The 25565-nt window shown below is 62.9% G+C and carries 22 protein-coding genes; 9 read left to right on the forward strand and 13 right to left on the reverse strand.

The annotated features are described in order from the left end of the window. Window position 1 precedes the first annotated feature (1 nt). From HX899_RS03185 to HX899_RS03200, 4 genes are all read right to left on the reverse strand, one after another. Entirely contained in the window at window positions 2-985 is a 984-nt protein-coding gene (locus HX899_RS03185) for an ABC transporter substrate-binding protein (protein ID WP_113544853.1), read from the reverse strand. Between the two features lie 40 nt (window positions 986-1025). Then, window positions 1026-1877 carry an ABC transporter permease gene (locus HX899_RS03190; RefSeq protein WP_130721200.1) on the reverse strand — a complete coding sequence of 284 codons (852 nt, stop codon included), beginning with the start codon at window positions 1875-1877 and terminating at the stop codon, window positions 1026-1028. A 10-nt stretch (window positions 1878-1887) separates the two neighbouring features. After that, window positions 1888-3240, reverse strand: coding sequence for an LLM class flavin-dependent oxidoreductase (locus tag HX899_RS03195; protein ID WP_181291609.1), 1353 nt, complete (start codon window positions 3238-3240; stop codon window positions 1888-1890). A gap of 407 nt (window positions 3241-3647) precedes the next feature. Beyond that, window positions 3648-4433, reverse strand: coding sequence for an IclR family transcriptional regulator (locus HX899_RS03200; protein ID WP_012760654.1), 786 nt, complete (start codon window positions 4431-4433; stop codon window positions 3648-3650). A gap of 218 nt (window positions 4434-4651) precedes the next feature. Here HX899_RS03200 and HX899_RS03205 point away from each other — a divergent pair, with 218 nt between their 5' ends. The 8 genes from HX899_RS03205 to HX899_RS03240 all read left to right on the forward strand — a co-directional run bounded on the left by HX899_RS03205 (window position 4652) and on the right by HX899_RS03240 (window position 12943). Further along, window positions 4652-5725, forward strand: a complete 1074-nt coding sequence (locus HX899_RS03205) for an ABC transporter substrate-binding protein (RefSeq protein WP_032999069.1) — start codon at window positions 4652-4654, stop codon at window positions 5723-5725. A 23-nt stretch (window positions 5726-5748) separates the two neighbouring features. Then, window positions 5749-7263: a sugar ABC transporter ATP-binding protein gene (locus tag HX899_RS03210; RefSeq protein WP_181291610.1), complete on the forward strand. Its 1515-nt coding sequence runs from the start codon at window positions 5749-5751 to the stop codon at window positions 7261-7263. Beyond that, a complete protein-coding gene (locus tag HX899_RS03215) occupies window positions 7260-8222 on the forward strand; it encodes an ABC transporter permease (RefSeq protein ID WP_181291611.1) in 963 nt (320 codons plus the stop codon). The genes HX899_RS03210 and HX899_RS03215 overlap by 4 nt, the downstream gene beginning before the upstream one ends. After that, window positions 8219-9160: an ABC transporter permease gene (locus tag HX899_RS03220; RefSeq protein ID WP_171600038.1), complete on the forward strand. Its 942-nt coding sequence runs from the start codon at window positions 8219-8221 to the stop codon at window positions 9158-9160. Before HX899_RS03215 ends, HX899_RS03220 begins: the two co-directional genes overlap by 4 nt. Beyond that, on the forward strand, window positions 9157-10110 hold the full coding sequence (locus HX899_RS03225; RefSeq protein ID WP_181291612.1) for an amidohydrolase: 954 nt from the start codon (window positions 9157-9159) through the stop codon (window positions 10108-10110). Before HX899_RS03220 ends, HX899_RS03225 begins: the two co-directional genes overlap by 4 nt. Next, complete coding sequence (locus tag HX899_RS03230; protein ID WP_181291613.1) at window positions 10103-11413, forward strand: alanine racemase; 1311 nt, start codon at window positions 10103-10105, stop codon at window positions 11411-11413. Before HX899_RS03225 ends, HX899_RS03230 begins: the two co-directional genes overlap by 8 nt. Before the next feature lie 36 nt (window positions 11414-11449). Continuing rightward, window positions 11450-11794 carry a RidA family protein gene (locus HX899_RS03235; RefSeq protein WP_166479099.1) on the forward strand — a complete coding sequence of 115 codons (345 nt, stop codon included), beginning with the start codon at window positions 11450-11452 and terminating at the stop codon, window positions 11792-11794. 135 nt (window positions 11795-11929) lie between these two features. Next, the gene (locus tag HX899_RS03240; protein ID WP_181291614.1) at window positions 11930-12943 is read left to right on the forward strand and encodes a succinylglutamate desuccinylase/aspartoacylase family protein; all 1014 of its coding nucleotides are present in this window, start codon (window positions 11930-11932) and stop codon (window positions 12941-12943) included. Window positions 12944-12958: 15 nt separating this feature from the next. Here HX899_RS03240 and HX899_RS03245 read toward each other — a convergent pair whose 3' ends face one another. The 9 genes from HX899_RS03245 to HX899_RS03285 all read right to left on the reverse strand — a co-directional run bounded on the left by HX899_RS03245 (window position 12959) and on the right by HX899_RS03285 (window position 24334). After that, window positions 12959-14143, reverse strand: coding sequence for a hypothetical protein (locus HX899_RS03245; protein ID WP_171600035.1), 1185 nt, complete (start codon window positions 14141-14143; stop codon window positions 12959-12961). 110 nt (window positions 14144-14253) lie between these two features. Continuing rightward, window positions 14254-16089, reverse strand: coding sequence for a 3D-(3,5/4)-trihydroxycyclohexane-1,2-dione acylhydrolase (decyclizing) (gene iolD, locus HX899_RS03250; protein WP_171600034.1), 1836 nt, complete (start codon window positions 16087-16089; stop codon window positions 14254-14256). After that, entirely contained in the window at window positions 16086-17999 is a 1914-nt protein-coding gene (gene iolC / locus HX899_RS03255; protein WP_181291615.1) for a 5-dehydro-2-deoxygluconokinase, read from the reverse strand. Before iolC ends, iolD begins: the two co-directional genes overlap by 4 nt. Before the next feature lie 122 nt (window positions 18000-18121). Further along, window positions 18122-19063, reverse strand: coding sequence for a sugar phosphate isomerase/epimerase (locus tag HX899_RS03260; protein ID WP_181291616.1), 942 nt, complete (start codon window positions 19061-19063; stop codon window positions 18122-18124). Window positions 19064-19140: 77 nt separating this feature from the next. Then, on the reverse strand, window positions 19141-20313 hold the full coding sequence (locus HX899_RS03265; protein ID WP_181291617.1) for a Gfo/Idh/MocA family protein: 1173 nt from the start codon (window positions 20311-20313) through the stop codon (window positions 19141-19143). Window positions 20314-20431: 118 nt separating this feature from the next. After that, on the reverse strand, window positions 20432-21337 hold the full coding sequence (locus HX899_RS03270; protein WP_181291618.1) for a sugar phosphate isomerase/epimerase family protein: 906 nt from the start codon (window positions 21335-21337) through the stop codon (window positions 20432-20434). An 89-nt stretch (window positions 21338-21426) separates the two neighbouring features. Further along, on the reverse strand, window positions 21427-22239 hold the full coding sequence (locus HX899_RS03275; RefSeq protein ID WP_129421274.1) for an ATP-binding cassette domain-containing protein: 813 nt from the start codon (window positions 22237-22239) through the stop codon (window positions 21427-21429). Between the two features lie 10 nt (window positions 22240-22249). Next, window positions 22250-23248 (reverse strand): ABC transporter permease, encoded by a 999-nt coding sequence (locus tag HX899_RS03280; RefSeq protein WP_129421273.1) that lies wholly within the window; start codon window positions 23246-23248, stop codon window positions 22250-22252. A 111-nt stretch (window positions 23249-23359) separates the two neighbouring features. Further along, a complete protein-coding gene (locus HX899_RS03285; RefSeq protein WP_181291619.1) occupies window positions 23360-24334 on the reverse strand; it encodes a substrate-binding domain-containing protein in 975 nt (324 codons plus the stop codon). Between the two features lie 163 nt (window positions 24335-24497). On the opposite strand from HX899_RS03285, the gene HX899_RS03290 reads away from it, so the two are divergent. Beyond that, window positions 24498-25535: a LacI family DNA-binding transcriptional regulator gene (locus HX899_RS03290; protein WP_081250661.1), complete on the forward strand. Its 1038-nt coding sequence runs from the start codon at window positions 24498-24500 to the stop codon at window positions 25533-25535. Window positions 25536-25565 lie beyond the last annotated feature (30 nt).

A 25565-nucleotide genomic window follows, 5' to 3' on the forward strand; every position in this document is an offset into this window, starting at 1 on the left:
CTCAGTTGCTTGCCGGCTTGGCGTCGACGGTCAAGAGGATGTCCTTGGCGGCCAGCTGGCCCTGCTTCAGCTTGCCTTCGCGAACCAGGACGTCGATCCAGAACTGGATGTCGCGCTCGACCGGCAGGCCGCCGGCGCGCACCCCATAACCTCGGAAGTACTGTGCGATATCAGCGTTCTCACCACGCTCGCTGAGCGCCTTGGCCAGGATCTTCTTGGTTTCCTCCGGATGCTCGCGGGCGTAATCGAGAGCACGAGCCGACTGCTCGACGAATATCTTTGCAGCTTCAGGATGCTCGCGAGCGAAATCACGGCGCAAGACCACGAAGCCCCCGGCGATGTCTCCAAGCACGTCGGTATCGTCGAAAATCGGACGCAGGCCGCCATTCTTCAGCGCAGCTCCCTCGAAGGTCGTCTGCCAGTAGCCGAAGGCGGCAATATCGACCTGCTTGGAGCGCAGCACCTGCTCGAGCTGCGGCCCGGGAACGACAAGCTGATTGGCTGCGTCCGCCGGCAGGCCGACGGAATGCAAGGCTTCGCGGATGGTGTAGTCGAGATGCGCGCCGAGTGTATTGACCGCGATGCTCTTGCCGGCAATGTCCTTGATACTCTTGATCGGGCTGTCCTCCAGCACGTAGAAGGTCGACTGCACCTCGTTATTGATGCCGTTTGAGGGATAGGCCGCGACGAAATCATTGCCGCCGATGATCGAATTCAGGACGGCGGAAGTTGCGGCGCTGCCGATCTCGACATCACCCGATGCCAGAGCGATCAAGGAGGCTGGGCCGCCCTGGGCGTAGCCGACATTTTCGAGCGTGATGCCCGTTCCGTCGAAATAGCCGAGTTCGGCAGCGAGTTCATGGGCGGCAAGACCACCCTGGCTGGCGAGATAGCGCAGCTTCACCGTATCGGCCGCCGCGGCGGGTGAGGTTAGGCCGAGAGCGATCACTGCCGGCAGGAGAAGGTGGCGGGGATGGAATGTCATCTGGTGGGACCTTTCGGAAGAGGAAAATCGGGAAAGCAGGTCAGCGGCTCGGCTGAGACCAGCGGCAGAGACGGCGCTGCAAGAGAACGAGCAAGGCATTGGCGGCAAGCCCGAGGAAGGCGAGCAGAAGGATCGCCGCAAACATCAGCGGGATCTGGAAATTGTACTGGGCATTCATCACCTGGAAGCCGATGCCCTTGTTGGCGCCGATCATCTCGGCGGCAATCAACAGCAGAAGCGCAGTCGTCGCCGAAAGACGCAGGCCGACAAAGATCGCCGGTACCGACGCCGGCAGGATGACGCGGCGGAAGATGGTCAGCGGTCCGGCGCCATAGGTCCGCGCCATCTCGATGAGCTTCTTGTCCACTTCCTTGACGCCGCCGATCGTGGCGAGCAGCACCGGAAACAGTGTGGCCCAGAAGATCACGAAGATCTTCGATGTTTCGCCGAGGCCGAGCAGCAGGATGAAGACCGGGTAGAGCGCCAGCGCCGAGGTCTGGCGGAAGAGCTGCAGGATCGGATCGAGCGCCTGTTCAACCGCACGAACCTGGCCCATGAACAGGCCGAGCGGAATGCCGATCACCACGGCAAAAGCGAAGGCGGTTCCGGATCGCTGCAGACTGATGGCGATATCATCGAGCAGCGCGCCGTTGGCAAGATTGGTCCAAAGAGCGGACAGGATAACGTCCAGGGGCGGGAAGATGGCGGGATTGACCCAGCCTCTGGTGCTCGACACCTGCCAGAACACGAGGAAGCCGATGAGAAGGCCGTAGCGCGGCAAAAGCGATGCGAGCACCCCGCGCAGATGCGAGGCGAGAGTGGAAATATTGCTTTCGCTGCTTTTCAGGCGGCCGAAGCTTCTCGGAAGAACCTGGTTGATTTCATAGGACATCGACCGCTCCTCACTCTGCTGCCTGGAGAGCTGCTTGTCCTGCAGCCCACCGATTGGTCGGGAAAGGCAGGCCGAGGTTTTCCCGAAGCGTCTTGCCCTCATAGGCCGTCCGGAACAGGCCGCGCCGCTGCAGTTCCGGAATGACCAGATCGACGAAATCGTCGAGCGCCGTCGGCAGCCAGGGCGGCAGAATGTTGAAGCCGTCGGCAGCTTCGTTCTCGAACCATTTCTGCAGCGTATCGGCGATCTGTTCGGGCGTTCCGACGATGGTGTAGTGACCGCGGGCGGAGGCGATCCACTGATAGAGCTGGCGGATGGTGAAATTGTTTTCGTCGGCGATCTGGCGGATGAGGGCCTGGCGGCTCTTCATGCCCTCCGTCGGCGGCGCCGGTGGCAGAGGCCCGTCGAGGTCATAGCCGTGCAGGTCGAGCGTGCCGCCGGTCAGGCCATTGAGGAGGCCGATCCCGTCCTCTTCGACGATGAGCGACGTCAGACGGTCGTATTTCTCGCGCGCCTCCGCCTCGGTCCTGCCGACGAAAGCGGATACGCCGGGCATGACGAGGATATGATCGGGGTTTCGGCCGAGAGCGCGGGCGCGTGCCTTGATATCTCGATAGAACTCCTGGGCGGTTTCGATATGCTGATGGGCGGTGAAGATGACTTCGGCCGTTGCTGCGGCGAGCCCGCGTCCATCTTCGGATTGCCCGGCCTGGACGATGACGGGATGCCCCTGCGGCGATCGGGAGACGTTGAGCGGACCGCGCACGCTGAAGTGTTCGCCGCGATGATCGGTGTCGTGCAGTTTCGCCGGATCGAAGAACACGCCGGATTGCTTGTCCCGAATGAACGCGTCGTCCTCGAAGCTTTCCCAGAGTTTGCGGACAACATCGACGTGCTCGGCGGCGCGGCGATATCGGTCTGCATGCGGAAGCTGCGTATCGCGGTTGAAGTTCTGCGCCGTCAGGTCGCCCGTCGTGGTGACGACATTCCAGCCGGCACGGCCCTCCGAGATCAGATCCAGCGAGGCGAATTTGCGGGCGGTTGTGTAAGGCTCTTCGTAGGTGGTCGAGGACGTGGCGATAAAGCCGAGATGGGTCGTGAAAGGCGCAAGGGCCGAGAACAACGTCACGGGTTCGAAGCCGGCCACGCGGGCGTTGCCGCCTTCACGCGTACCGCCGAAACCGACAGCCAGCCCGTCGGCGAGGAAATAAGCATCGAAGAGGCCACGCTCAGCTGTGAGGGCAAGACGTTTGTGAAACTCGAAACTGGTCGCGCCGTCGGCCGGCTGGTCGGGATGCCGCCATGACGCAACATGCTGTCCGCCACCGGGAAGAAATGCTCCAAGCCTGATTTTCCGTGTCATTTCGCGTCCTCTCCGGTTTCCGTCAACAGCCCGGTCTTCCCCAGGGCCAAGTATTAAATTGGCTGTTGGGTTGCTAAAATACGTTCTCCATATAATTTATAGAGAAACTGAATTTCATAGTTTCGGAGGAAGGGTGAATAGATTTCTCGGTTTGGCGTGAAATCGGAAATCAACGGTCGGGGCGACTACCCCGGGGGTATGCGGGCGCGGACCGGCAGGTGGGATCTGCGGGCGTGGCGAAGAGCCCGGCTGAGACGACAAATAGGAATAGGTCTTCTTAGCGTCCTATGCCCGCCTGCAGCACCGCCGGAGCGAGCAGGATCCGGCTTGACGAGCATGCAACGGAATGGCGGTTTGCGCACGAACGTCCGTGCCACCTGAGATCAATGCCTCCATGTGCTCAGGCATCAGCCTCGTTTTGGCCGGGTCGGAGCGTGGTCGAGGCCGGCGGCGGCCTTTTTCAGGCAGTCGAGGTAGCGGTCGCGGTTGGCGATGCCATCGTCGCGTGGCGTGACGAGGCAGAGCGTTGCGGCTGCATGGCCTTCCTCGCCCCGCACCGGTACGGCAAAACAGTGGGTGAAGCTGTCGACGATGCTGTTGAAGGTGAAGAGACCTTCACGCTCGGCCTGGCGTACCTCGGCGATGAAGGTTTGCGGCTCGAGCCATTCGCCGTTCGGCAGGCGAAAATCCTGCGGCGGAATGAAGTTCAGGATGTCCTGATCCGACAGGTGTGCGACGAGCAGGCGGCCCGACGCCGTCCACGGGATCGGCACCGACTGCCCGACATCCGTCGAAATGCGGAAGGGGCGCGCGCCTTCGCGCATGCGGACGACGGTGTATCTGTTTCCATCCAGCATGCAGAACTGCGCCGTTTCCCGCGTCTCGTCGGCAAGCTGTTCCAGCGCCGCCTCGCATTCGCGGGTGAAGTCGAAATGGTTCTCATAGGCTGCGCCGAGGAAATACAGTTTGCGGCCGAGATAGACACGCCCCTCGCCGCCGGTGAATTCCAGGATGCCATTCTGCAGCAGCAGGTTGACGAGCTCGTAAACCGATGAGCGCGGCGCACCGATCTGCGCGGCGATTTCATTCGGCTTCAGGGCCTGCCGTTTCTGGCGCAGGAAATCGAGGATCTCGAAAGCGCGGTCGAGCCCTCGGGCGCGTTTGCCGGCTGCTTCGTCCTGAACTGCATCCATTGCTATCGATCCCTTTTTGTCCGGCCAAGCTTTTCAAGCCGTCTGCCGCATCTGTCAATCGATCCCGTCATTCGTCGCGAATGAAATTTTTGCACCCCTCTTGCGAGGCAAAAAAATCGGCATAAGATCACCTCGTCCGGTATATAGATCACATGTACGATATATTGGACATTGATGGCAAGCCGTCAACGCTGCCGCACACAAAAAAGGGGATCGACATGAAGAATCTTGAAAACGGCATTTCCGCTTCGCTGCGCCGCCGCCTTCTTGCGGGCGCTGCCGCAGCTGCGGCACTCCTCGTCTTTTCGGCCGGTACGGCCTCGGCCGCCGCCAATTGCATCAAGGGTGACAGGAAGGCGCCCTATACGATTGGCTGGGCGAACATCTATTCGGTGCCGACCTGGATGAAGCAGACCGAAGGCACCATCACGGCTGAAGTGGAGGAGCTGAAGAAGGCGGGCCTGGTGAAGGACCTGATGATCACGGACGCGCAGGGCAACGCCCAGACGCAGATCCAGCATATCCAGTCGATGATCGACGCCAATGTCGACGCCATCGTCGTGATCGCCGGTTCCTCCAACGCGCTCGACCGCGTCATTTCAGATGCCTGCGACAAGGGCATCGCCGTCGTGAACTTCGACAGCCTTGTTAACACCGACAAGGTGACGGCGAAGATCAACACCGATTCCAACGAATGGGGCGCGACCGCTGCCAAGTGGATGGTCAGCCAGCTCGGCGGCAAGGGCAAGATCATCATCATGAACGGCCCGGCCGGCATTTCGGTGAGCGATGACCGCCGCAAGGGCGCCCAGCCGGTCCTCGACGCCAATCCCGGTCTCCAGGTGATCACCGAGACGAACACGGAATATAACGTCGCCCCGGCACAGGAAGCGATGACCAGCCTGCTCTTCGCCAACCCCGAAATCGACGGCGTGCTGTCGCTCGGCGGCGCACTATCGGCCGGCTCGGTGCTGGCCTTCGAGCGCCAGGGCCGCGACCAGGTGCCGACGACAGGCGAAAACGCCAGGCAGTTCCTGGAACTCTGGAAGGAGAAGGGACTGAAGGGCTGGGCGACCATGCAGCCCAACTGGCTCGGCGCGCTTTCCGTTTACACCGCCGTGCAGGCGCTGGAAGGCAAGGACGTTCCGGCCTTCGTCAAAGTGCCGCTGCCTGTCATCGACGACAGCACGATCGGCAGCTATCTCGCCCGGGCCGACAAGTTCCCGGCTGACGGCTATATCTACTCGGACTACGACAAGGCGCTCTTCGACAAGCTGCTTGCCACCAAGTAATCCCCGCGTTGAGGAAAGCCGTCATGACGGAAGAAAGACCCCTGCTGGAAGCCCGGCAGGTGTTCAGGGGATTTTTCGGCAATCCCGTTTTGAAGGGCGTTGATATCGCCCTTCTGCCGGGCAGGGTTCACGCCCTGCTCGGCGAAAACGGCGCCGGCAAGTCCACGTTGATCAACCTCCTGTCCGGCGCTCTCCAGCCGGACGGCGGTTCCATCCTCGTCGACGGCAAGCCGGTCGAGCGCTTCAGCCCGGCGGCTGCGCGCGGTGCGGGTATCGCCGTCGTTCAGCAGGAGCTGAGCCTCACGGCCAGTCTGTCGATTGCCGAAAACATCGGGCTCGGCGCCTTTCCGCGCCGGTTCGGTCTCATCGATTACAAAGCGCTTCATCGCGGCGTGTCAGACGTCTGCGACATGGTGGGGCTCACCGAGCCGCTCGACATGCCGGTCGCCGACCTCGCGCTTGGCCGCCGTCAGATGGTGGAGATCGCCAAGGCGTTGTTCCGCAACCCGCGTGTGCTGATCCTGGACGAGCCGACCTCATCGCTCTCCGCGCACGAAGCCGGCATTCTTGCCCGCCTGATCGAGACGCTCAAGGACCGCGGCACGGCACTTCTCTATATTTCCCACCGCCTCAATGAGGTGCAGGCGCTCTGCTCGCACGTCACCGTGCTGAAGGACGGCCTGGTCACCGCCGACCAGTCGCTGTCCGGCATCGACGGCGAAGGGCTGGTGCGCCTGATGGTCGGCCGTGAGACCGGCGACCTGTTCCCGCCGCGCCTGGCCGCAGCACCCGGCGCGATGCGCATCAGCGTCGAAGGTTTTTCCGCCGGCATGGTGCGTGACGTCGGCTTCTCCGCCCGCGCCGGCGAGATCGTCGGCATCGGCGGGCTCGTGGGACAAGGGCAGGAAGACCTGCTGCTTGGCCTCTACGGCGCGATTCCAGCCTCGGCCGCTCGGGCGGAGGTATCCGGTAAACCCGCCCTGCCCGCTGATGTCGGCGAGGCGAATGTGGCGGGCATCGTCTATGTCCCGGCCGACCGCAAGCACGAGGGGCTGGTGCTGCCCCACTCCATCGCATCCAATCTCATCCTGCCCTCGCTCGGACGGCTCGCCCGCAAGGGGCTGCGCGACGGGCCGGCGGAAAACGGCCTGGTCGCCGATCTCGCGCGCCGGCTGACGATCAAGGGCGACACGGCCCGCGCGGTGCAGGCGCTTTCCGGCGGCAACCAGCAGAAGGTGGCGCTCGCCAAGTGGCTGCCGCTCGATCCCTCCGTTCTGCTCCTCAACGATCCGACCCGCGGTGTCGACATCGAGACCAAGCGGGAAATCTACCTCATGCTCCGCGCTTTCGCCGCCGAGGGGCGGCTCGTCATTCTGGCCAGTTCCGATACGCCGGAGCTGGTGCATCTCTGCGACCGCGTCGTGGTTCTGCGCGAGGGCCGCGTCGCCGCGGCGCTGTCACAGGATGAAGTCAGCGAAGGAGCGATCGTCGGCGCAGCAATGGGCATCACCACCACGACGCGGGGAGAGGCGGCATGAGCACAAGTTCGTCATCCCGGCTCTACGGCTCGATCCAGCTCCGCCGCAACCGCGGCCTTGCCGGCCTCTACCTGGTTGTCGCCGCCTTTCTCATTCTCTATGCGCTGCTCTTTCCCGGCATCCTTTCGATCGGCGGCTTCTCCAAGTTCACGCAGAACTGGTTCCCGCTCGCGCTCGTTACCATGGCGCAGGCTTTGCTCATGCTGAATGGCGGCATCACGCTGGCGATTGGCCCGCTCGTCAGCCTTGGAGCCGTGATTGCCGCGACGACGATGGAAGGGCCGCTCGGCGTGCCGGGCGGCATTCTTGCGGTCGCACTGGCCGGCCTTTCGATCGGCGCCGTCATCGGCGCCATCGTGACGTATCTGAGGCTTCCAGCAATCATCGTCACGCTTGCCGGCTCCTTCATCATCGGCGGGGTCGCGCTCATCCTGCTGCCGCGGCCGGGCGGGTTCATTCCCGATTGGCTGTCGACGGCACTGGCCGGCCATACGCCCGTCGCCTTCCTGCTGCTCATCGTGATCCTCGTGCTCTGGAAGGCCTTTCTCGCAACGCCGCTCGGCCTCGGCATCTACGCGGCCGGCGACAATCCGGTCGGCGCATTCCGCTCCGGCGTCCCGGTCGAACGGGTGAAGGTCGCGGCCTTCGCGCTGTCGGGTCTTCTCGCCGCCCTGACCGGTCTCTTCGTCGCCGCCCAGACCGGCTCGGGTGATCCTGTCATCGGCACACCCTTCACGCTGAACTCGATCGCCGCCGCCGTGCTCGGCGGCGTGGGTTTCCTCGGCGGCAGGGGCACGATGCGCGGCGCGATCTGCGGCAGCCTGTTGCTGTCGGTGATGATCAACGTCATGTTCTTCCTGGGCTTCCCGCCGGTCGCGCAATATGTCGCTCAAGGGTTGATCATCGTCGGCGCAGTCGCCGTGCCGGAACTTCTCGGGCAATGGAGGGCAAGACGATGAACATCATCAGATCCGCGGTCCGCAATCCGCCGCTGCTGACCTTCCTTCTGGTCGCGCTCGTTTGGATCGTCGCAAGCGGCTCGCTGCGCGGTTTCGGCGCCTATGGCCACCTGCGTTATCTGCTCGAACTCGCCGCGGTGATCGGCATTGCCGCCGCCGGGCAGACGCTCGTCATCCTGATGGGCGGCATCGATCTTTCCGTCGGCGCGGTCATAACAGTCACGGCCATTCTGCTGCCGCTGATTTCGCCCGCCTGGGACCCGACTGGCCTCGCCGGCATCGCGGCGGCCCTTGCCATCGCCACCGGCATCGGCCTGATGAACGGCGCCGGTGCTGCCTATCTTCGCGTGCCGCCGATCATCATGACGCTTGCCATGGCGACCTTCCTGCAGGGCCTGCTCGTCATCGTCGCCGGCGGCAGCGCGGTTACCGTCAGCAACCCGGCGGTCATTCTGCTCGGGCAGGCGCGGCCGCTCGGCATTCCCTCGGGCATCATTCTGTGGCTCGTCGTCTCGATCGTCGTCCTGCTGCTCGTCCACCGCATGCCGATCGGCGCGCGTTTCCTGGCGCTTGGGGCAAACCCGCTGGCGGCCCGGCTTTCCGGCGTCAGCGTCACGCGCAACACGCTGATCGTCCACACTCTGTCGGGCTTTTTCGCAGGGCTTGCGGGCATTCTCGTGCTCGGCATGAACCGGCAAGGTTATGTCGGCATCGGCGACCCCTATCTGCTGACCTCGATCGCCGCCGTCGTGCTCGGCGGCACCTCCATCCTCGGCGGCCGCGGCACCTATGCCGGGACCATTCCCGGGGCAATCCTGCTCGTCACGACGACGGCGCTGATTACTGTCGTCAATGCCTCGCCCGGCTGGCGGTCGATCATGTTCGGCACGCTGATCCTTGCTCTTTTGCTGGTTTCCGGCCGCGAGGCGCGCAGATGACGGAGCGCTACGACGGGCCGGTGATCGACCCGCATCACCACCTCTGGGACCTCAGCCTGCAACGCCATCCCTGGCTGCAGAAGGCCCGAGCTTCCGGCGAAGAGATGGTTTTCGGAAGCCTCGCACCGATCCTGCGCGACTATGGCATCGACGATTATCGTGCCGATGCTGCCCGCCAGAACGTGATTGCAACCGTGCATGTGGAAGCCGGCTGGTCCGTTGCCTACCCGCTGGAAGAGAGCCGCTGGCTGGATGGCCTCGACCGCAGCTCCGGTGTGGCGCATCGTTATATCGCGCGCGTGCCCCTCGACGGGCCGGACGCCATGCGCCTGCTCGAGGCGGAGGCGGCGAACCCGAATGTCGTCGGCATCCGTGATATTTTGAGCTGGCATCCGGACGCGGCGAAGAGTTTTGCGCCGCGCCCGAACCGTATGGGCGATCCCGCCTGGCGGGCGGGGCTTGCCCATGCCACGCGGCTCGGACTGGTCTTCGACCTGATGCTCTATCCCTGGCAGATGAGTGAGGCGCTCGAACTGGTGCGCGCTTTGCCGCAAACGCTTTTTGTGCTCAACCACGGTGGCAGCCCGGCGGATCGGACGGAGGACGGCATGGCGCTCTGGCGCCGTGGTCTGCGGGCGCTCGGCAATGAGCAGAACACGCGCCTGAAGATCTCCGACCTCGTCGCCTACGACAATGCGTGGACGCTCGAAAGCCTGCGGCCGGTGATCGAGCATTGCCTCGAGTGTTTCGGCCCGGCGCGCGCCATGTTCGCGAGCGACTTTCCGGTTGCGGGCCTGCATGCCTCTTTCGATGAGGTCTACCAGGTTTTCCGCACGGTCGCCTCCCAGCTCTCTTACAACGAGCAGCGTGCTTTGTTCTTTGCCACCGCCAATGACACCTATCGCCTCGGCATCGCCGATCCGGCCGAGATCAGGGGCTGCCATGTCTGACCTTCATACCACGACGGAAAACATGCTGATCGACGAGCGGGTGCGCGGCTTTCCGCCGGGCAATCCGCCGCTGCCGCTTGATGCCATCGGCAAGCAGGGATGGAAACCCTATGACGGCAGGATGGCCCTGCCGCTGATCTCGCTCGACCGGCAGGCTTTCACCGGCAATGTCGAACTGATGATGGCTTATGTGAAGAGCCACGGCGCCGACATCGCCCCGCACGCCAAGACACCGATGTCGACGGCGCTGGCGGAGGCATTTCTGGCGGCAGGCGCCTGGGGCACGACGGTCGCCGACATCCGCCAGGCCGCTGTCCTGCTCAAGGCGGGACAACGCCGGCTGATCCTCGCCAACGAGATCGGCGGGGTGGCCGCTGCCCGCCGGCTCGCGGCCCTGCTTGGCCGCTATCCCGATGCGGAACTGCATATCTTCGTGGATTCGACGGCGCTCGTCGATGCTCTTCGCTCCGCATGGCAGGAGCGCGCAGATCTACCGCCTCTCGGCCTGCTGGTGGAGTTCGGCGCCGGCCGTGCCGGTGCCCGCAGCGTCGACGCCGCCGAGACAATCCTCGAGGCGATCCTTGCCGTGGAGACGCCGGCCTTCCGGCTGACCGGCATCGCCGCCTATGAGGGTGCGGCCGCGACCGCCGATGCGGAAGAGACGATGCGTCGCATCGAAGCGCTGATGGCGGTGACATCCGATTTCCTGCCGAAGGTGCGCGCCCGCATCGGCGACGAGCGGCCGCTCCTGGTCACGGCCGGCGGCTCGGTGTTTTTCGACCTTGTGATTGCCAGGCTTTCAGCCGCCGTTGCGGCCGATCCCGCCTGCCGGCTGGTGCTGCGCAGCGGCGCGATCTTCTTCCACGATCATGGCGTCTACGAGCGCGGCCTTGCCGGCCTCGATGCACGCGGCGGTTTCCGCATCGGCGGCGAGACGGTTTCGGCGGCCGCAGCTTTCCGTCCGGCGCTGCGGGTCTGGGCCGAGGTCCTCTCCCGGCCGGAACCGCGGCTGGCGATCTGCGGCATGGGCATGCGCGACGTGGCGATGGACCAGGGTCTGCCGCGGCCGTTGGCGCTCTATCGCGATGGGGCCCATTTTGCCGATCTCGAAAGCGCTGAAGTGTTTCGCCTCAACGATCAGCACGCCTTCGTTGCCCTTGCCGATGGCAGCGACGTCATGGTGGGCGACGTCATCGAGTGCGGCATCTCGCATCCCTGCACCTGCCTTGACCGGCATGCCATCCTCTACGGCCTCGACCCGGACCATTCGGTGACGACAGCCTATCTGACCAGCTTCGGCTGAACTCTCCCTCCAAAAGCAAGAAAAGGAAAACCCGCAATGATCCAGCGTTATCAGAAAGGTTCGCGTATGAGCCAAGCCGTCAGCTACGGCGGCCTCGTCTATATTGCCGGCCAGGTCGCGGAAAATCGCAAGGCGGGCATCGAGGACCAGACCCGCGACGTGCTCGGCAAGATCGACGCCCTCTTGAAGGAGGCCGGCATCGATCGCTCGCGCCTCATCGCCGTCAACGTCTTCCTGCCGGCGATCGTCGATTTCGAGGCGATGAACAGCGTCTATGATGACTGGATCGACATCGAAAACCCGCCGGCCCGCGCCTGTACCGAAGCTCGCCTCGCCGATCCTGACCTGCGCGTCGAAATGACCGCGATCGCCGCGCTTTAACGCATCGGCCCGAAAATCGGATTCGATTTTCGGAAAGCACGATGCGTAGGTCGAAAGTGTTACAGCGTCCTTTGCGCGTCTCAAGAAGACGCGCGGCGTTGTAACGGCATCGCAACCGCCCGCACTGGAGACATCATGCATAGCGGTCTCGTCAATCCGATCGACTTTTCGCGCGAGGGCCGGCAAGCCGGCCACCTCGCCATTCCCTATTCGATCGACCGTTCGCCCTATTATCAGATCCGCATTCCGATCCTTCGCCTGAAGAATGGCGAGGGGCCGTCTTTGCTGCTGATGGCCGGCAACCATGGCGACGAGTATGAGGGCGAACTCCAGCTCGGCCGGCTGATGCGCCTGTTGGATGTCGCCGAGATCCGCGGCGCCGTCACCATCCTGCCGATGGCGAACCTGCCGGCGGTGATGGCGGCCAAGCGCTGCTCGCCCTTCGACGGCGGCAATCTCAATCGGGCGTTTCCGGGCGATCCCAGCGGATCACCAACGGCGCGCCTCGCGCACTTCCTCGAACACGAGCTCTTTCCTCGCCATGACGTCGTGCTCGACCTGCATTCGGGCGGCACCTCCATGGCCCACCTGCCCTGCACGCTGATTGAGCGGCAGGCCGATACCGCCCGCTTCGAACGGTCCGTTTCGCTGATGCGCGCCATGGGGGCGGCGCATGCCTTCATCGCCGACAACGGGCCAACGGCGCCGACATCGATGGGGGCTGCGGCAAGGGCCGGGACCGTCGGCCTTTCCGGCGAGTTCGGCGGCGGCGGCACCGTGACGCCTGAGACAATGGCCTTCACGGCGGCGGCGATCGACCGGCTGCTCGTCGCACTCGGCATCGTTGAGCGTCCGGTCCTGTCGCGTGTGCCGCTCACCGAGCCCGGGCCGTTGCAGCTGCTGTCACTATCCCGGCACAGCCAGGGCATCTATGCGAACCGCAGAGGCTGGTTCGAGCCGGCCGTGGCCCTCGGCGCCACCGTTTCCGCCGGCGAGCTTGCCGGATGGTATCATGATCTGGAACGCCTGGAGCAGCCGGAGGAAGAGCTGCGCTTTGCCGAGAGCGGTATTGTCATTTCCCACAGGCTGCACTGCGACAGCCAGGCCGGCGACTGCCTGATCCAGGTCGCCGAACCCATCGCATCCTGAGGGACGCTGATCTGTTCAAGTGATTGCGTCGACTGCTGCCTTGACCCAGTCGAGACGCTTTGCCGGTATTAGGCCATAATTGTAGAAGTTCACGCCGTCAGCGCCGGCATCGACGGCGGCCTTGGCGCGTGCGGCCAGGATCGCCGGCCCGCTGACCTCGGGATAGAAGACGCGCAGGCCCACCCCGAGGAACTTGCCCGGTCCGATTGCCGCCCGGCCCGTCCGGATGACATCGCCGACGGCATCCGGCTCCATGTCGTAGCAGCAGAGGATCGCCCCGTCGCAGAGCTTGCCGGCGGCGGCAAGATCGACGCCGCCGAGCCAGCCGTCCTTCAGGTCGATGAGCACGATGCGGGTTGCCGGATCGGCTGCCGCCTTGATCTCACCGATCAGGCTGGTCACCGGTTCGCTGCGCCAGGTGAGATAGGCATGCAGATCAGGCTGGTCGCGAAAGGCATCGATACCGGCTGCCGGGAAATCCGGGAATTGCCGTTCCGGGACAGCTCGTTCACAAAGTTCGGCGATGAAGCGCGCGACCGACCGGCGCGCACCTTCGACCGGCACACCGGCCTTCTCGGCGCGCGCCGTGCAATGGTCGCAGAAGCAGAGCGACAGCAGGAAATCGTCTTCGGCGTTCAGGCCGACGCCGTCTTTTTCGTGATGATATTCATGCGCGAATCCCATGAAGTTCGGGCTCTCGAGTTCCACCATGTCGGGCCGGTAGTTCGTCGTGATGTCGCGCACAAGGGTGACGGCATAATCCCGCGCCGCCGGGCTGGAAGGGCAAAGATTGTAATAATTGGCATTGCCGAAGGCATTCCGCGTCACGTGATCGGGATGCAGCATGCCGAGACGGCTATTGTGAAGGCAGACCGTCCAGCAGGAGACCTTGAGACCCGTCGCCTCGCGCTCCTTGACGAGCGCTTCCAGCATGTCACCGCGCTCAGTGACATTCCCAGCCATCAGCGGCCGGATCAGCTTGTCCTGCCACAGGCTCTCGTCCGGCTGGAAGTAGACCGTCCCGTCTTCAGGGAAATAGGCCTTCTGCTGCGGGCTCCGCGGTTGCAGGAACCGGCCGGCATGATAGGAGGTCGCCAGGCTGACCGTCGTCAGGCCCGCCCGGCCGGTAAGCTCGGCGGCAAACGCGCCGAGCCCTTGATCCTGGATATCCCAAGGGTAAGTCCACATGGAAAGATGCATGGCGTGCTCCCGTCAATTCTGTCCATTTTATAGAACACGTGTCCATAATAGTGTCCAGACTGATCTTTGAGCGCGGGCGTCCGCAGACGCCCGCGGGGAGCACCTGTCCTTCAGTCAAACGCACGTTGATTGTGAGCATTCTCGTTGTAACGCGCGCGAGCCTGCCCGAGCCGCTCCGGCCCGCCGACCTGCGGAACGGCAACGTCCCACCAATGGCCGCCTGCGTCGGTTCCGGGAACCGCATCGGTGTCGATCACCAGAATGCTCGGAATGTTCCGTTCCCGCGCGGCGACAATGCGTGCCTCAAGCTCGGCGATGGACCCTATCTTCTCGGCATGGGCGCCCATCGAGGCGGCATGGGCGACAAAGTCGATCTCGGGCTGCACGGCGACATTGCAGTCCTTGTACATGTTGTTGAACTCGGCGCCGCCGCACTCGATCTGGAGGCGGTTGATGCAGCCGTAACCGCGGTTGTCGGTCAACACGACGGTGAACGGCACCCGCCGCATGACGGCGGTTGCGAGTTCCGAATTGGCCATCATGTAGGAGCCGTCGCCGACGAAGCAGATGACCTCCTTGTCGGGGCGGGCGAGCTTGATGCCCATGGCGCCCGCCACTTCGTACCCCATGCAGGAGAAACCATATTCCATGTGGTATCCGCCCTTGGCCGATTGCCACAGCACCTGCAATGCGCCCGGCATGGTGCCGGCCGCGCACATGACCACGGATTTTTCCGTCGCCACCCGCTGCACGGCGCCGATGACCTGCGCATCGGTGGGCAGGTTTCCAGGCCCGTCCGCTTCCGGCGCCGCCGTCACGCGCTCGACCGTTTGGTGCCAGTCGGTCCTGCTCCCGGCGTCGATGCCAGGCCCACGATACGCCTCGAGCGCGGCGGACAGGCGCGCCAGCGTGACCCTGGCATCGCCGACGCAGGGCAATGCCGAATGCTTGGTTGCATCATATCCGGCAAGGTTGATCGAAGCGAGCCGGCGCGAGGGATTGCGGAAGAGAGCCCAGCTGCCTGTGGTGAAATCCTGGAAGCGCGTGCCGATGCCGAGCACGAGGTCCGCCTCGGCGCAAAGCGCATTGGCCGACGCCGATCCGGTCACACCCGGCGACCCGAAATTCAGCGGGTGCTCCCAGCTGTTGGCGCCCTTCCCGGCTTGCGTTTCGACAAACGGGATATGGTGCTTCTCTGCGAATGCGGCGAGTTCGGCCTCGGCCTGCGAATAGATGACGCCGCCACCGGAAATGATGACTGGCTTGCGCGCAGCCCGGAGCGCATCGGCAAGATCTGCGACCTCGCGCGGATCCGGTTCGGGACGGCGGATGCGCCACGCCTTCGGTTCGAAAAAGGCTTCCGGGTAGTCGTAGTGCTCTGCTTGCACATCCTGGCAGAAGGCGAGCGTAACGGGGCCGCAGCTGCCGGGATCGGTCATGACGGCCAGGGCGCGGGGCAGGCAAGTCAGGAGATGCTCGGGACGGGCGATCCGGTCGAAATAGGCCGAGACCGGCCGGAAGCAGTCATTGGCGCTGACCGTTCCGTCATTCATATCCTCGATCTGCTGCAACACCGGCTCGGGGCGGCGATTGGCGAACACGTCGCCGGGTATGAAAAGAACCGGCAATCTGTTGACATGGGCAAGTGCGCAGGCCGTGATCATATTGGTGGCGCCCGGGCCGATCGACGATGTCACGGCCTGGGCGCGCCGGCGCTTCAGTGTCTTCGCATAGGCGATCGCCGCATGCGCCATGGTCTGTTCGTTCTGGCCCCGCCATGTGGGAAGGACGTCGCCGATCCCATGCAGCGCCTCTCCGATGCCGGCGACGTTGCCGTGACCGAAGATCGCCCAGACGCCTTCGATGAAGCGCTCGCCATCCTCGGTCATCTGGACCGAGAGCCATTTCATCATGGCCTGCGCGGCTGTCTGTCGTATCGTTGTCATTCTGCTGCCTCCTGCACGCGCGCCCGCGCGCCGTCCCAGACCGTGCAAAGCCGGGAATATCGTTTCGCCATTTCCTCGACGGCCTCTTCATCACTGATCGAGCCCTCGAACCAGCCTCGGGCGACCGAGCCGAAGATCGTCCGGCCGACGGCAAATCCCTTGACGAGCGGGAAGCGCGCGGCAACCTCGAAGCTTGCCTTCAACGCATCCTCGGGCGCATCCAAGCCGAGGACGACAATCCCTCTTGTATGGCGATCGTTTTCCTCGATGGCGGCGCAGACCCGCGCCCATGCTTCAGGTTCGTCCAGCGGCTCGAGCTTCCACCAGTCGGGATAAATGCCTTCGGCATAGAAGCGGCGGATCAGTGTCGCGGTCGTATCCGCGGTGACCCTGGCGACCTTGGAGGGGATGACCTCGAGCAGGAATTCCAGCCTGTTGCGGCGCGACGCCACGTAAAGCCGCCGCACTTCCGCCAGTTGCCGGTCCCAGGTCGCATCATCGTCGTCCGGGTGGCAGAAGCAGAGCACCTTGACGACGTTCTCGCGCGCCCATTCCAAAAGTCCTCCGCAATCGGGACCGAGCGACGGCTCCAGGCTAAGCGGCCGAGACCCCGGCCATTCGCAGGGTCTGCCGATCCAGAGACCGGTGCCGGAGGCGGCGTGGAGCGCGCGCCGGCCGATACGGTCGTCGCAGAGGATCCCGTAGCCGGATCGCCCCTTCTGCACTTTCAGGGCTGCCTGAAGGCAAAGCTCCTTGAAGGCTCCGCCCTTCGACGGCGTGTAACCCGTCATATTTTCGAGCTGCATCCGGTGATCGAAGGCGAAGACGCGCATCTCGGACCAGTCGCCATGCCGGTTGGTCGACCAGTGTATCTGCTCCAGCGCGGCATCATTGCGCAGGTCAGGACGCGTCATGCCGCGCTTAAGGAAGAAATTCAGCTCCTGAAGTGACGGATAGGCCGGCGTGCAGCCGTGGCGGGAGACGGCAAAAGCGCCGCAGGCATTGGCGTATCGGAGCGCGGTCGGCCAATCTTCGCCGTCAAGCCAACCTTTCAGCAGTCCGGCGAAAAAGCCGTCTCCGGCGCCGAGAACGTTGAAGACTTCGACCGGGAAACCTTCGCCCGAAATGCCCTCGTCCAGATTGTCCGGTATCGCATCTTCGAATGCGACCGCTCCCTTGGCGCCGCGTTTGCAGACGAGCGTTGCCGCAGTCACGGCGCGCACGGCGCGCAGGGCCGCCACGGTATCCGTCGTCCCGCCGGCGATTTGGAATTCTTCCTCTGTCCCGACGATCAGATCGAACAGATGAAGCGTCGTCTGGAGCTTTTTGGTCACCTGCCCGCTTGCCACATAGCGGCTTTCCCCCTCGCCATGGCCGGCCACACCCCAAAGATTTGGACGATAGTCGATGTCGAGAGCCGTCTTGGCGCCATGCTTGCGCGCAAAGCCGAGCGCCTTCAGCACGGCCGCTTCCGTGCGCGGATGGGAGAGGTGTGTTCCCGTCACCAGCACCGAACGGGCGCTGGAAACGAAAGCCTCGTCTATATCCTTCTCGCAAAGCGCCATGTCGGCGCAATTTTCCCGGTAGAATATCAACGGGAAACGTTCTTCGTCCCGGATCCCGAGAATGACGAGTGCCGTCAGCCGTTCGGGATCCGTCACGACGCCCCTGCCATCGACGCCATGCCGGGCAAGCTCCTCGCGGATGAACCGGCCCATATGCTCATCGCCCACCCGGGAGATCAGCGCCGATTTGAGGCCCAGTCGCGCCGTGCCGCAGGCAATGTTGGTCGGACTGCCGCCGATATATTTTTCGAAGGATCCCATATCCTCCAGCCGTCCTCCGACCTGTGCCCCATAGAGGTCGACGCCGGCGCGCCCGATCGTGATCACGTCCAATGTCTTGGTCATGTCGGTTTCCTCGAAATAGTATTGAATTCGGTCATGCTGATCGGGGTTGGGCACCGTCGGCCTCTTCACAAGAAACGACCAATGCAAGGGAGCGCGGGCGAACGACCGCCCGCGCCAGTCCATCAGCGGCTGATTGTTGCCTGCAGCGCATCGATGGAGGATTGGATGCCCGCCTCGGTCGACATGGTGAAGTCTTCCATCTCGAGGCTGACCCAATCGTTGTAGCCGACCATGCGCACCACGGAGAAGAACTCCTTCCACCATTGCAGGTCATGGCCGGCGCCGACCGCGACATAGTTCCAGGTGCGGTTGGCGACGTCAGTTACGTCCTTGAGCTCGAGCAAGCCGTTGACGTCGGCGAGGCCCCGCTCGATGCGGGTATCCTTGCCATGGCAATGATGGATGGCATTGCCCAGCGCACGGGCGGAGGCTATCGGGTCGGCGCCCATCCACATCAGATGCGACGGATCGAGGTTCATGCCGACCTTCGCACCGACTTCGTTGCGCAGGCGGAAGAGGGTCTCGGGGTTCCATACGAGCATGGCCGAGAAGTTTTCCAGCGCATATTTTTCGACGCCGACTTCATCGGCGAGCTTGACCAGGCCGTGCCAGAGCGGGAAAGCCCGATCTTCCCACTGATATCGGTCGCGCTCAGGCATCTCGTTCGGCCAGCTCTTGGTGTAGACCAGCCAGTTCGGCACCGTGTCGCCGGGGGCGGCTTCTGGAAGGCCGGACATGGTGACGATCTTCTTCACGCCGATTTCGCCGGCGAGCCGGATGGTGTCTTCCATTTCCTTGCGGTGGCGCTTGCCCATGTCACCCGGATCGAGCGGGTTTGCCGAGCAATTCAGCGCGGCGATTTCCAGGCCGCGGGCTTCGATTTCCTTCAGCTTGGTCTTGAGCAGGCCTCTGTCGGCCAGCAGCTCGTCCGCACGGAAGTGCGGCCCGCGCGACCAGCCGCCGCCAGTCATCTCGATACCTTCGACACCAAGTTTGACGCATTTGTCGAGCATGTCAGTAAAGGAAAGGTCGCCCATCACGTCGGTGCAGATCGATAGTTTCATATCATTGTCTTTCCAAAAGAGAGGTTGGGGACGCACCTGGGAGGAGGATGGAGGAGATCCAGCACGTCCCCTGTTGATCACTTGAACTCGACCCAGGCCGAACCTGCGTCTGCCGAGCGGACGCAGTTTTCCAGCCAGCGCACACCTTCGGTGCCGGCTTCGATGCCGGGATAATGATGGCCCTTGAGGAAGGCCTCGTCGCCGCGGCGTTTTGCGTCGATCGCCTGGGCGATCCAGAGGTAGATGTTCGCCCAGCTGTCGCCCAGGCCTTCGGTGTGCAGCGCGCCCATGCGATCGTAGGCGAGGCTTTCTTCTTCGAGGTAGGGCATGCCGTGATGCAAGGTGCGGTTCGGTTCACCCTGCACTTCGTAAATCAACTGGTCGGGATGGGAATCGGACCATTCGACGGAGGCCTTGGAGCCGACGAAACGGTAGCGCTGCGAACCCATATTCCCGGCATCCACCGAGGACACCCAAAGACGGCCGCGGGCGCCGTTGTCGTAATGCATGAGAACGGTCGCGTGGTCTTCGAGCGGCGCACGGGTCGGAATGAAGGCCTTGCGGTCGCAGAGCAGCTTTTCGATCTTCATATGCGGCAGCACCACTTCGGAGAGATAGTAGAGGTGCGTGCCGATATCGCCGAGAACGAAGGTCGGGCCAGCCGTCTTGGGATTGGTGCGCCACTTCACGGCTTCGCCGGCGCCGACATCGTCGCCCGCGTTGAACCCGTGGCTATATTGCATGTCGACGATGCGGATATCGCCGAGCATGCCCTTCTTGACCATCGCCGCCATCTGATGAACCAGCGGATGGCCGGTGAAGCCGTAGGTGACGCCGACGATCAGGCCCTTCTCTTCGGCGAGCCTCGCGACCTCGTCGCATTCGGCGACGGTGAAGAACAGCGGCTTTTCGCAGATCACGTGAAGGCCGGCTTCCAGGCACGCCTTGGTGATCTCGTAGTGGGTGAAGTTCGGCGTGGCGATCGAGACGACCTCGACGCCGTCCTCGCGCCCGGCCTCCTTGGCGATCAGCTCCTTATAGTCGCCATAGCATCTGTCCGCAGTAACGCCGATCTTCGTGCCGAAGTCGCGTCCACGCTCGGCGTCGAGATCGAAGGCTCCGCAGATGAGCCGGTAGGTGCCGTCCCGCTGGGCGCCGGTTCTATGCTTGTAGCCCACCTGCCCGGTACGGCCGCCGCCGACCATGCCCCAGCGTAGCGGGCGCTCGATGGATCTTTCTCCGTTGATCATCTTCTGTCCTTCCAGGAATGATGTCTGTGATGTTTAAGCGTTCCGGGCGGAACCCCGGTCGCGGTCGCTCGCGCCAATCGCTTGGCTGCATCGCGAACCGCTAGAGGGGCATCGCGCGTTATTTCGCGGTCCAGTACTTGTCGACGAAGCGCTGCATTTCGGCGCGCATGAATTTGCCGGAGTGGTCGGCCTTGTCCTCCCAGGCGAAAACGCATGCGGTCATGATGCCGTCGAACCCGATCTCCGCCAGCGTGCTGAAGAAATCTTCCCAGGGAACCTCGCCCTGGCCGATGTTCAGGTGCTGATGCACCCTGGCCTGTGTGCCCGGAGGGTTGAGGATGTAGCGGAGCCCCGAAGAGGCCTTGTGATTGAAGGTGTCGCCGACATGGACATGGGCGAGCACGTCCTTTGCTTCCCGGAGCATCGCCTTGGTATCATCGCCAAAATAGAAGGTATGCGGCGCGCAATAGAGGAACTTGACGTTCTTCGAGTTGACCGTCCTGATGATATCGAGAGCCGGCTGCAGGGTTTCGCACCAATCCTCGGGATGCGGTTCGACGTGCAGGTTTATGCCTTCCTTTTCAAAGATCGGCACCAATTCTTCCATCGAGCGCCACCAGGCGTCTTCGCAGGCCTCGATCATGGAACCGGTATGGCAGCAGTAGCACGAACCCTTGTCCGGATGCGGGCCGCGGCCGAATTCCGAGTTCATCGTGTCGACGCCGAGTTCGACACTGATCTCGATGGCGCGCTTCCAGTGCTTGACGGCAGCTTGCCGCTCATTTTCATCGTTCGAGGCCCACCGATACATCGGCAGGATCGAGGCAATGCCGACATTGGCATCGGAGAGCGCTTTCTTGAATGCCTTGGCGCGGGCCGGATACACGCGCGGCGCCTTGAACCACTCGAGAAAATCGGCCCTCGGGCTGAGCTCTATCCACTCGTATCCGAGTTCAGCCACTTTCGAGGGCAATTCTTCGAGTGAGAGGTGGCGATGCATAAAGGGGTCGATTGCAATCTTCATGGCTGTTACCCGTCCGATGATTGTGCTGGGCCATCCCGCCGGGGTAGGCGAGCTCTTTAGAGTTTCTGGAGTTCATCCGCGGCGGTCGGTCAGACCGGCGGGGGATGTCCGCTATGCGCCGTCGAGTACGCTTCGATTTCGGCTTCGAGTTCGGCCATGGCCTCGCCTCCTGCCATCAGGTCGGTAATCTCTTCGCGCGTCTTTTCGCCCTTGCGGAAGTCGGCCGCCTTCGCACCCTTGATGAGCACCGCGAAGTGGTCTCCCACCGTCATGGCGTGAATGACGTTGTGGGTGATGAAGATGACGGCGAGGCCGCGACGGCGCGCTTCCAGGACGATACGCAGCACATGCGCCGCCTCCTTGACGCCGAGAGCGGCGGTCGGCTCGTCGAGGATCAGCACCCGGGCGCCGAAGTGGACGGCTCGGGCGATTGCCAGGGATTGCCGCTCCCCGCCCGACAGACCGCCGATCAGGCGATCGCCATCGTCGATGCGGGTAATGCCGAACTCGCGCACGGCCTTGACCGCGATTTCATTAGCCGCCTTGCGGTCGTAGATTTTGAACGGGCCGAAGCCCTTGGTCAGTTCCCGCCCCACGAAGAACGAACGGCCGATGCTCATCAGCGGAAAGGTGCCGCCGAACTGATGGACGGTTGCGATGCCGAGGTCTGCGGCTTCGCGCGGATTCTGGAAGACGATGGGTTGTCCTTCGAACTTCACCGCGCCGCTCGTCGGCTTGTAGACACCGGCAAAGGTCTTGATCAGGGTGGACTTTCCCGCACCGTTGTCACCCAGCAGGCAAAGTACTTCACCGGGATGGACGCTCAATGTGATGTCGTAGAGCACATCGATCGGGCCGAATGACTTGTTGACGTTTTCAAGTTCAAGAATTGGGCCAGCCATGTCTCAGCTCTCACTTCTTCTTCTTGGGTGAATAGGTCAGCGCCATCTGGCGGAACGTATTGTTCATGAGGACGGCCACGAGCAGCATCACGCCGATGATCAGGCTCGACCAATTGCGGTCGAAGGTCGTGAAATAGATGCCTTGGTTGACGACGGCGAAGGTGATCGTGCCGAAGAAGATCCCGATCACCGACCCGAAACCGCCGGTCAGCAGCACACCTCCGACGACGACCGAGATGATCGAGTTGAAGATGAATGTCATTCCGCCCGAAACCTGCGCGGAATTGAACAGGATGGCCTGACACATGCCGACGAAGGACGCGCTCATCGCCGAGAGGACGAAGAGGACCATCGTCAGACGGGTCGTCGGAATGCCGGCGTTGCGGGCACTGACCTTGTCTCCGCCCATCGCGAAAATCCAGTTCCCGTAAGGCGAGAAGTGAATGAAGAAGATAAAGATCGCGGTGATGGCCACCCACCACAGAATGATCACCTGAAACGATCCGCCCAGGAATTGCCCGAAAAGGAACTTTGCCCAGGGGTCGGCCGTCAGCGCCACGCTCGTGGTGCCGGTGACGAGAACCGAGGTGCCAAGCATCAGGCCCTGTACCGCAAAGAGGGTGCCGAGCGTTACGATCAGCGAAGGCACGGCGGTGTGCACGACGAGGTAGCCGTTGACCAGCCCGACGATGAGGCCGAAGGCAAGCGCACCGAGCATTCCGACCCATATGGGAAGATCGTAGTAGCCCGAGAGGACCGCGACCGTCATGGAGCCGGCGGGGATCATCGCGCCAATTGAAATGTCGAGATCGCCTGCGATCATCAAAAGTCCGATGGGAAGAGCGATAATGCCGAGATTGGCGGCGACGTTGAGCCAGCTTGCGGCGCCGGCGGGCTCCAGGAACTTGGTGCTGCCGAATACGACGAAGAACAGGAGGACGCCGACAAGTCCGAGGAATGCACCCGCCTCGGGACGGCGCAACAGGTTGCCGAATGAAAGATTGTTCATATGCCTACCCCAGTTTGGGCGTGAATCTCCAGGCGTGCGGACGCGGTGGTCCGCACGCTCGATAAACTTCGACCCGCGGATATCCCGCGGGCCGGAGCCCGTTTCGAATGATCAGCGAGCGCCTTCCTTGACGCCGGCCAGGGTGGCGTCAATGTTCGCGGCATCGACGATGCCCGGGCCGGTCAGCACCGGTGCGGTCGGCAGGTTGGTGCCGTAGTCGATATGCGCGGCGAGAAGCGAAACCCCCAGCAGCGACTGCAGGTAAGGCTGCTGGTCGATTGCAAAGGTCTGCGAACCATCCTTGATGCGGGCAAGCCCCGAGGCGTTCAGGTCGAAGGTGCCATGCGCGACCTTGCCGCCCTTGTTCGCCTGAACGATCCCGCTTGCAGCCGCATCGGCGTCGGAAGCCCCAACATTGAGGACGCCGTCGATGGTGTCGTCCTGCAGCAGTGTCGCCTTGACGGCCTCGGCGATTGCCGTCTGATCGCCGAAGCTGGTCGCCGGCAATGGCAGCTGCTTGCCGGCACCGCCCTTTCCGGTGATGCCGTCGATGACACCCTTGCAACGGGCCTCCTGGTTTGCGGCACCCGGGAGCGTATTGACGCAAATGACATTTTTCGCACCCTTGGACGCGAAATATTCGCCGCCTGCCTTGCCGGCGGTGTATTCATCCGAGCCGACATAGTTGATCGCGCCAAGCTCGCGAGCTTTGTCGATGCTGCCGGCATTCATGAGGATGACTTTGATGCCCGCAGCGACGGCAGCCTTGATGGCCTCGTCTTCCGCCTCGGGCACCCAGTCCGGCACCACGATGCCGGTCACGCCCTGGCTGATGGCCGTGCGGACGAGCTGGGCGGCGTCAGGCCCGAGATTGTCGTAGGTCTGCAGCTGCAGATAGCTGACGGAGCCGCCATTCTTCTCGACGACGAGCCGGGCGTCATCGACGCCCTTCTTGATACGGCTCCAGAATTCGTCGTCGGTCTTGCCGCCGACGACAGCAATATTCGCGGCCATGACTGAAGACGCGCCAAGAACGAAAACAGCGCCAGCCAGCAGCCCGCGTACGGCGCGCATTGAAAAACTCATGTGATTTCCTCCCAAAAAGGCGGTCGAGAGTAACAATTCCTCAAAGCAAGGCTCCCAACTCGCTGGAATATTTGTATCAACCGACCGCTGAAAATGGAATGCTTATTGCGTTTTGATGAAATTAATGTATCATTTCATTTCATCCGAAAATGGAATGAAATATATCATGAAGAGACCGACCATTGCCGATCTTGCCCAGGCCTCCGGCGTCAGCATCGCCACGGTCAACCGCATTCTCGGAGGTACCGGCGCAGTGCGCGCGGAAACGATCGAGAGGGTACAAAATGCCGCGGAAGAGATTGGATTTTATGGCCGAGGCGTGATCGAGGACCGCAGGCAGCGGCTCCTGCCGAATTACCGTTTCGGCTTTCTTCTCCAGCAGTCGAGCCGTGAGCTCTACCGGCTGTTCGGCTCGAAGATCACGGAGGCGGCCGCGAGACGCCAGCACGAGAAAGTCGTGGCTGTGGTCGATTTCGTCGATGTCCTCGAGCCACAAAATATTGCAGATCGTCTCGAAGCGCTTGGCAAACGCTGTGATGCAGTTGCTGTCATTGCGGGTGACCACCCGTTGATCGGACAGACAATCCAATCCCTCAAGGAGAGGGGAAAGCCGGTTGTCGCCTACATAACCGATCAGTCCGCCCGGGATCGCGCCGGCTTCGTCGGCACCGACAACTGGAAACTCGGGCGGACCGCCGCATGGTTTCTGGCTCAGACCACGCCGATGCCGGGCCGGATCGCCGTCTTCATCGGCAATCATCGTTATCAGTGCCAAGATGTCTCCGATGCGAGCTTTCGATCCTATATGCGCGAGCATGCACCCCATCTTCAGGTGGATGACAGCAGACCGACACATGAGGAGCCGCAGGAAGCCTACCGGATCGTCAGCCAGCTGCTCTCCGAACTCGATGACCTCAGAGGCATTTTCATTGTCGGAGGGGGGATTTCCGGTGTGCTGCGCGCTCTTCGCGAAGCCCCTGTCGAAAAGCGAGATAAGGTCAGGGTCGTCTGCCGCGACATCGGCCCGGAAACGCGCAAGGGCTTGACGGAAGGCCTGATCATGGCGGCATTGTGCCATCCGCTCGATCAGATATCGGACGAATTGATCGCCACGATGATCGCCGCGCTGGAACACCGCGACAGCACAACCATCCTTCAGCGCGTGGTTCCCTTCGAAACGATTACGCCCGAAAGCGTTTGAACCGCCCGGTTTGCATAAGGCGGGTGGGCG

The organism is Rhizobium sp. WYCCWR 11146, assembly GCF_013591995.1.
Lineage (GTDB): Bacteria > Pseudomonadota > Alphaproteobacteria > Rhizobiales > Rhizobiaceae > Rhizobium > Rhizobium indicum.

Bases quoted from the DNA above. Each gene is read 5' to 3' on its own strand.
- HX899_RS03185 (WP_113544853.1), bottom strand. From the start codon at position 985: ATGACATTCCATCCCCGCCACCTTCTCCTGCCGGCAGTGATCGCTCTC.
- HX899_RS03190 (WP_130721200.1), bottom strand. From the start codon at position 1,877: ATGTCCTATGAAATCAACCAGGTTCTTCCGAGAAGCTTCGGCCGCCTG.
- HX899_RS03195 (WP_181291609.1), bottom strand. From the start codon at position 3,240: ATGACACGGAAAATCAGGCTTGGAGCATTTCTTCCCGGTGGCGGACAG.
- HX899_RS03200 (WP_012760654.1), bottom strand. From the start codon at position 4,433: ATGGATGCAGTTCAGGACGAAGCAGCCGGCAAACGCGCCCGAGGGCTC.
- HX899_RS03205 (WP_032999069.1), top strand. From the start codon at position 4,652: ATGAAGAATCTTGAAAACGGCATTTCCGCTTCGCTGCGCCGCCGCCTT.
- HX899_RS03210 (WP_181291610.1), top strand. From the start codon at position 5,749: ATGACGGAAGAAAGACCCCTGCTGGAAGCCCGGCAGGTGTTCAGGGGA.
- HX899_RS03215 (WP_181291611.1), top strand. From the start codon at position 7,260: ATGAGCACAAGTTCGTCATCCCGGCTCTACGGCTCGATCCAGCTCCGC.
- HX899_RS03220 (WP_171600038.1), top strand. From the start codon at position 8,219: ATGAACATCATCAGATCCGCGGTCCGCAATCCGCCGCTGCTGACCTTC.
- HX899_RS03225 (WP_181291612.1), top strand. From the start codon at position 9,157: ATGACGGAGCGCTACGACGGGCCGGTGATCGACCCGCATCACCACCTC.
- HX899_RS03230 (WP_181291613.1), top strand. From the start codon at position 10,103: ATGTCTGACCTTCATACCACGACGGAAAACATGCTGATCGACGAGCGG.
- HX899_RS03235 (WP_166479099.1), top strand. From the start codon at position 11,450: ATGATCCAGCGTTATCAGAAAGGTTCGCGTATGAGCCAAGCCGTCAGC.
- HX899_RS03240 (WP_181291614.1), top strand. From the start codon at position 11,930: ATGCATAGCGGTCTCGTCAATCCGATCGACTTTTCGCGCGAGGGCCGG.
- HX899_RS03245 (WP_171600035.1), bottom strand. From the start codon at position 14,143: ATGCATCTTTCCATGTGGACTTACCCTTGGGATATCCAGGATCAAGGG.
- iolD (WP_171600034.1), bottom strand. From the start codon at position 16,089: ATGACAACGATACGACAGACAGCCGCGCAGGCCATGATGAAATGGCTC.
- iolC (WP_181291615.1), bottom strand. From the start codon at position 17,999: ATGACCAAGACATTGGACGTGATCACGATCGGGCGCGCCGGCGTCGAC.
- HX899_RS03260 (WP_181291616.1), bottom strand. From the start codon at position 19,063: ATGAAACTATCGATCTGCACCGACGTGATGGGCGACCTTTCCTTTACT.
- HX899_RS03265 (WP_181291617.1), bottom strand. From the start codon at position 20,313: ATGATCAACGGAGAAAGATCCATCGAGCGCCCGCTACGCTGGGGCATG.
- HX899_RS03270 (WP_181291618.1), bottom strand. From the start codon at position 21,337: ATGAAGATTGCAATCGACCCCTTTATGCATCGCCACCTCTCACTCGAA.
- HX899_RS03275 (WP_129421274.1), bottom strand. From the start codon at position 22,239: ATGGCTGGCCCAATTCTTGAACTTGAAAACGTCAACAAGTCATTCGGC.
- HX899_RS03280 (WP_129421273.1), bottom strand. From the start codon at position 23,248: ATGAACAATCTTTCATTCGGCAACCTGTTGCGCCGTCCCGAGGCGGGT.
- HX899_RS03285 (WP_181291619.1), bottom strand. From the start codon at position 24,334: ATGAGTTTTTCAATGCGCGCCGTACGCGGGCTGCTGGCTGGCGCTGTT.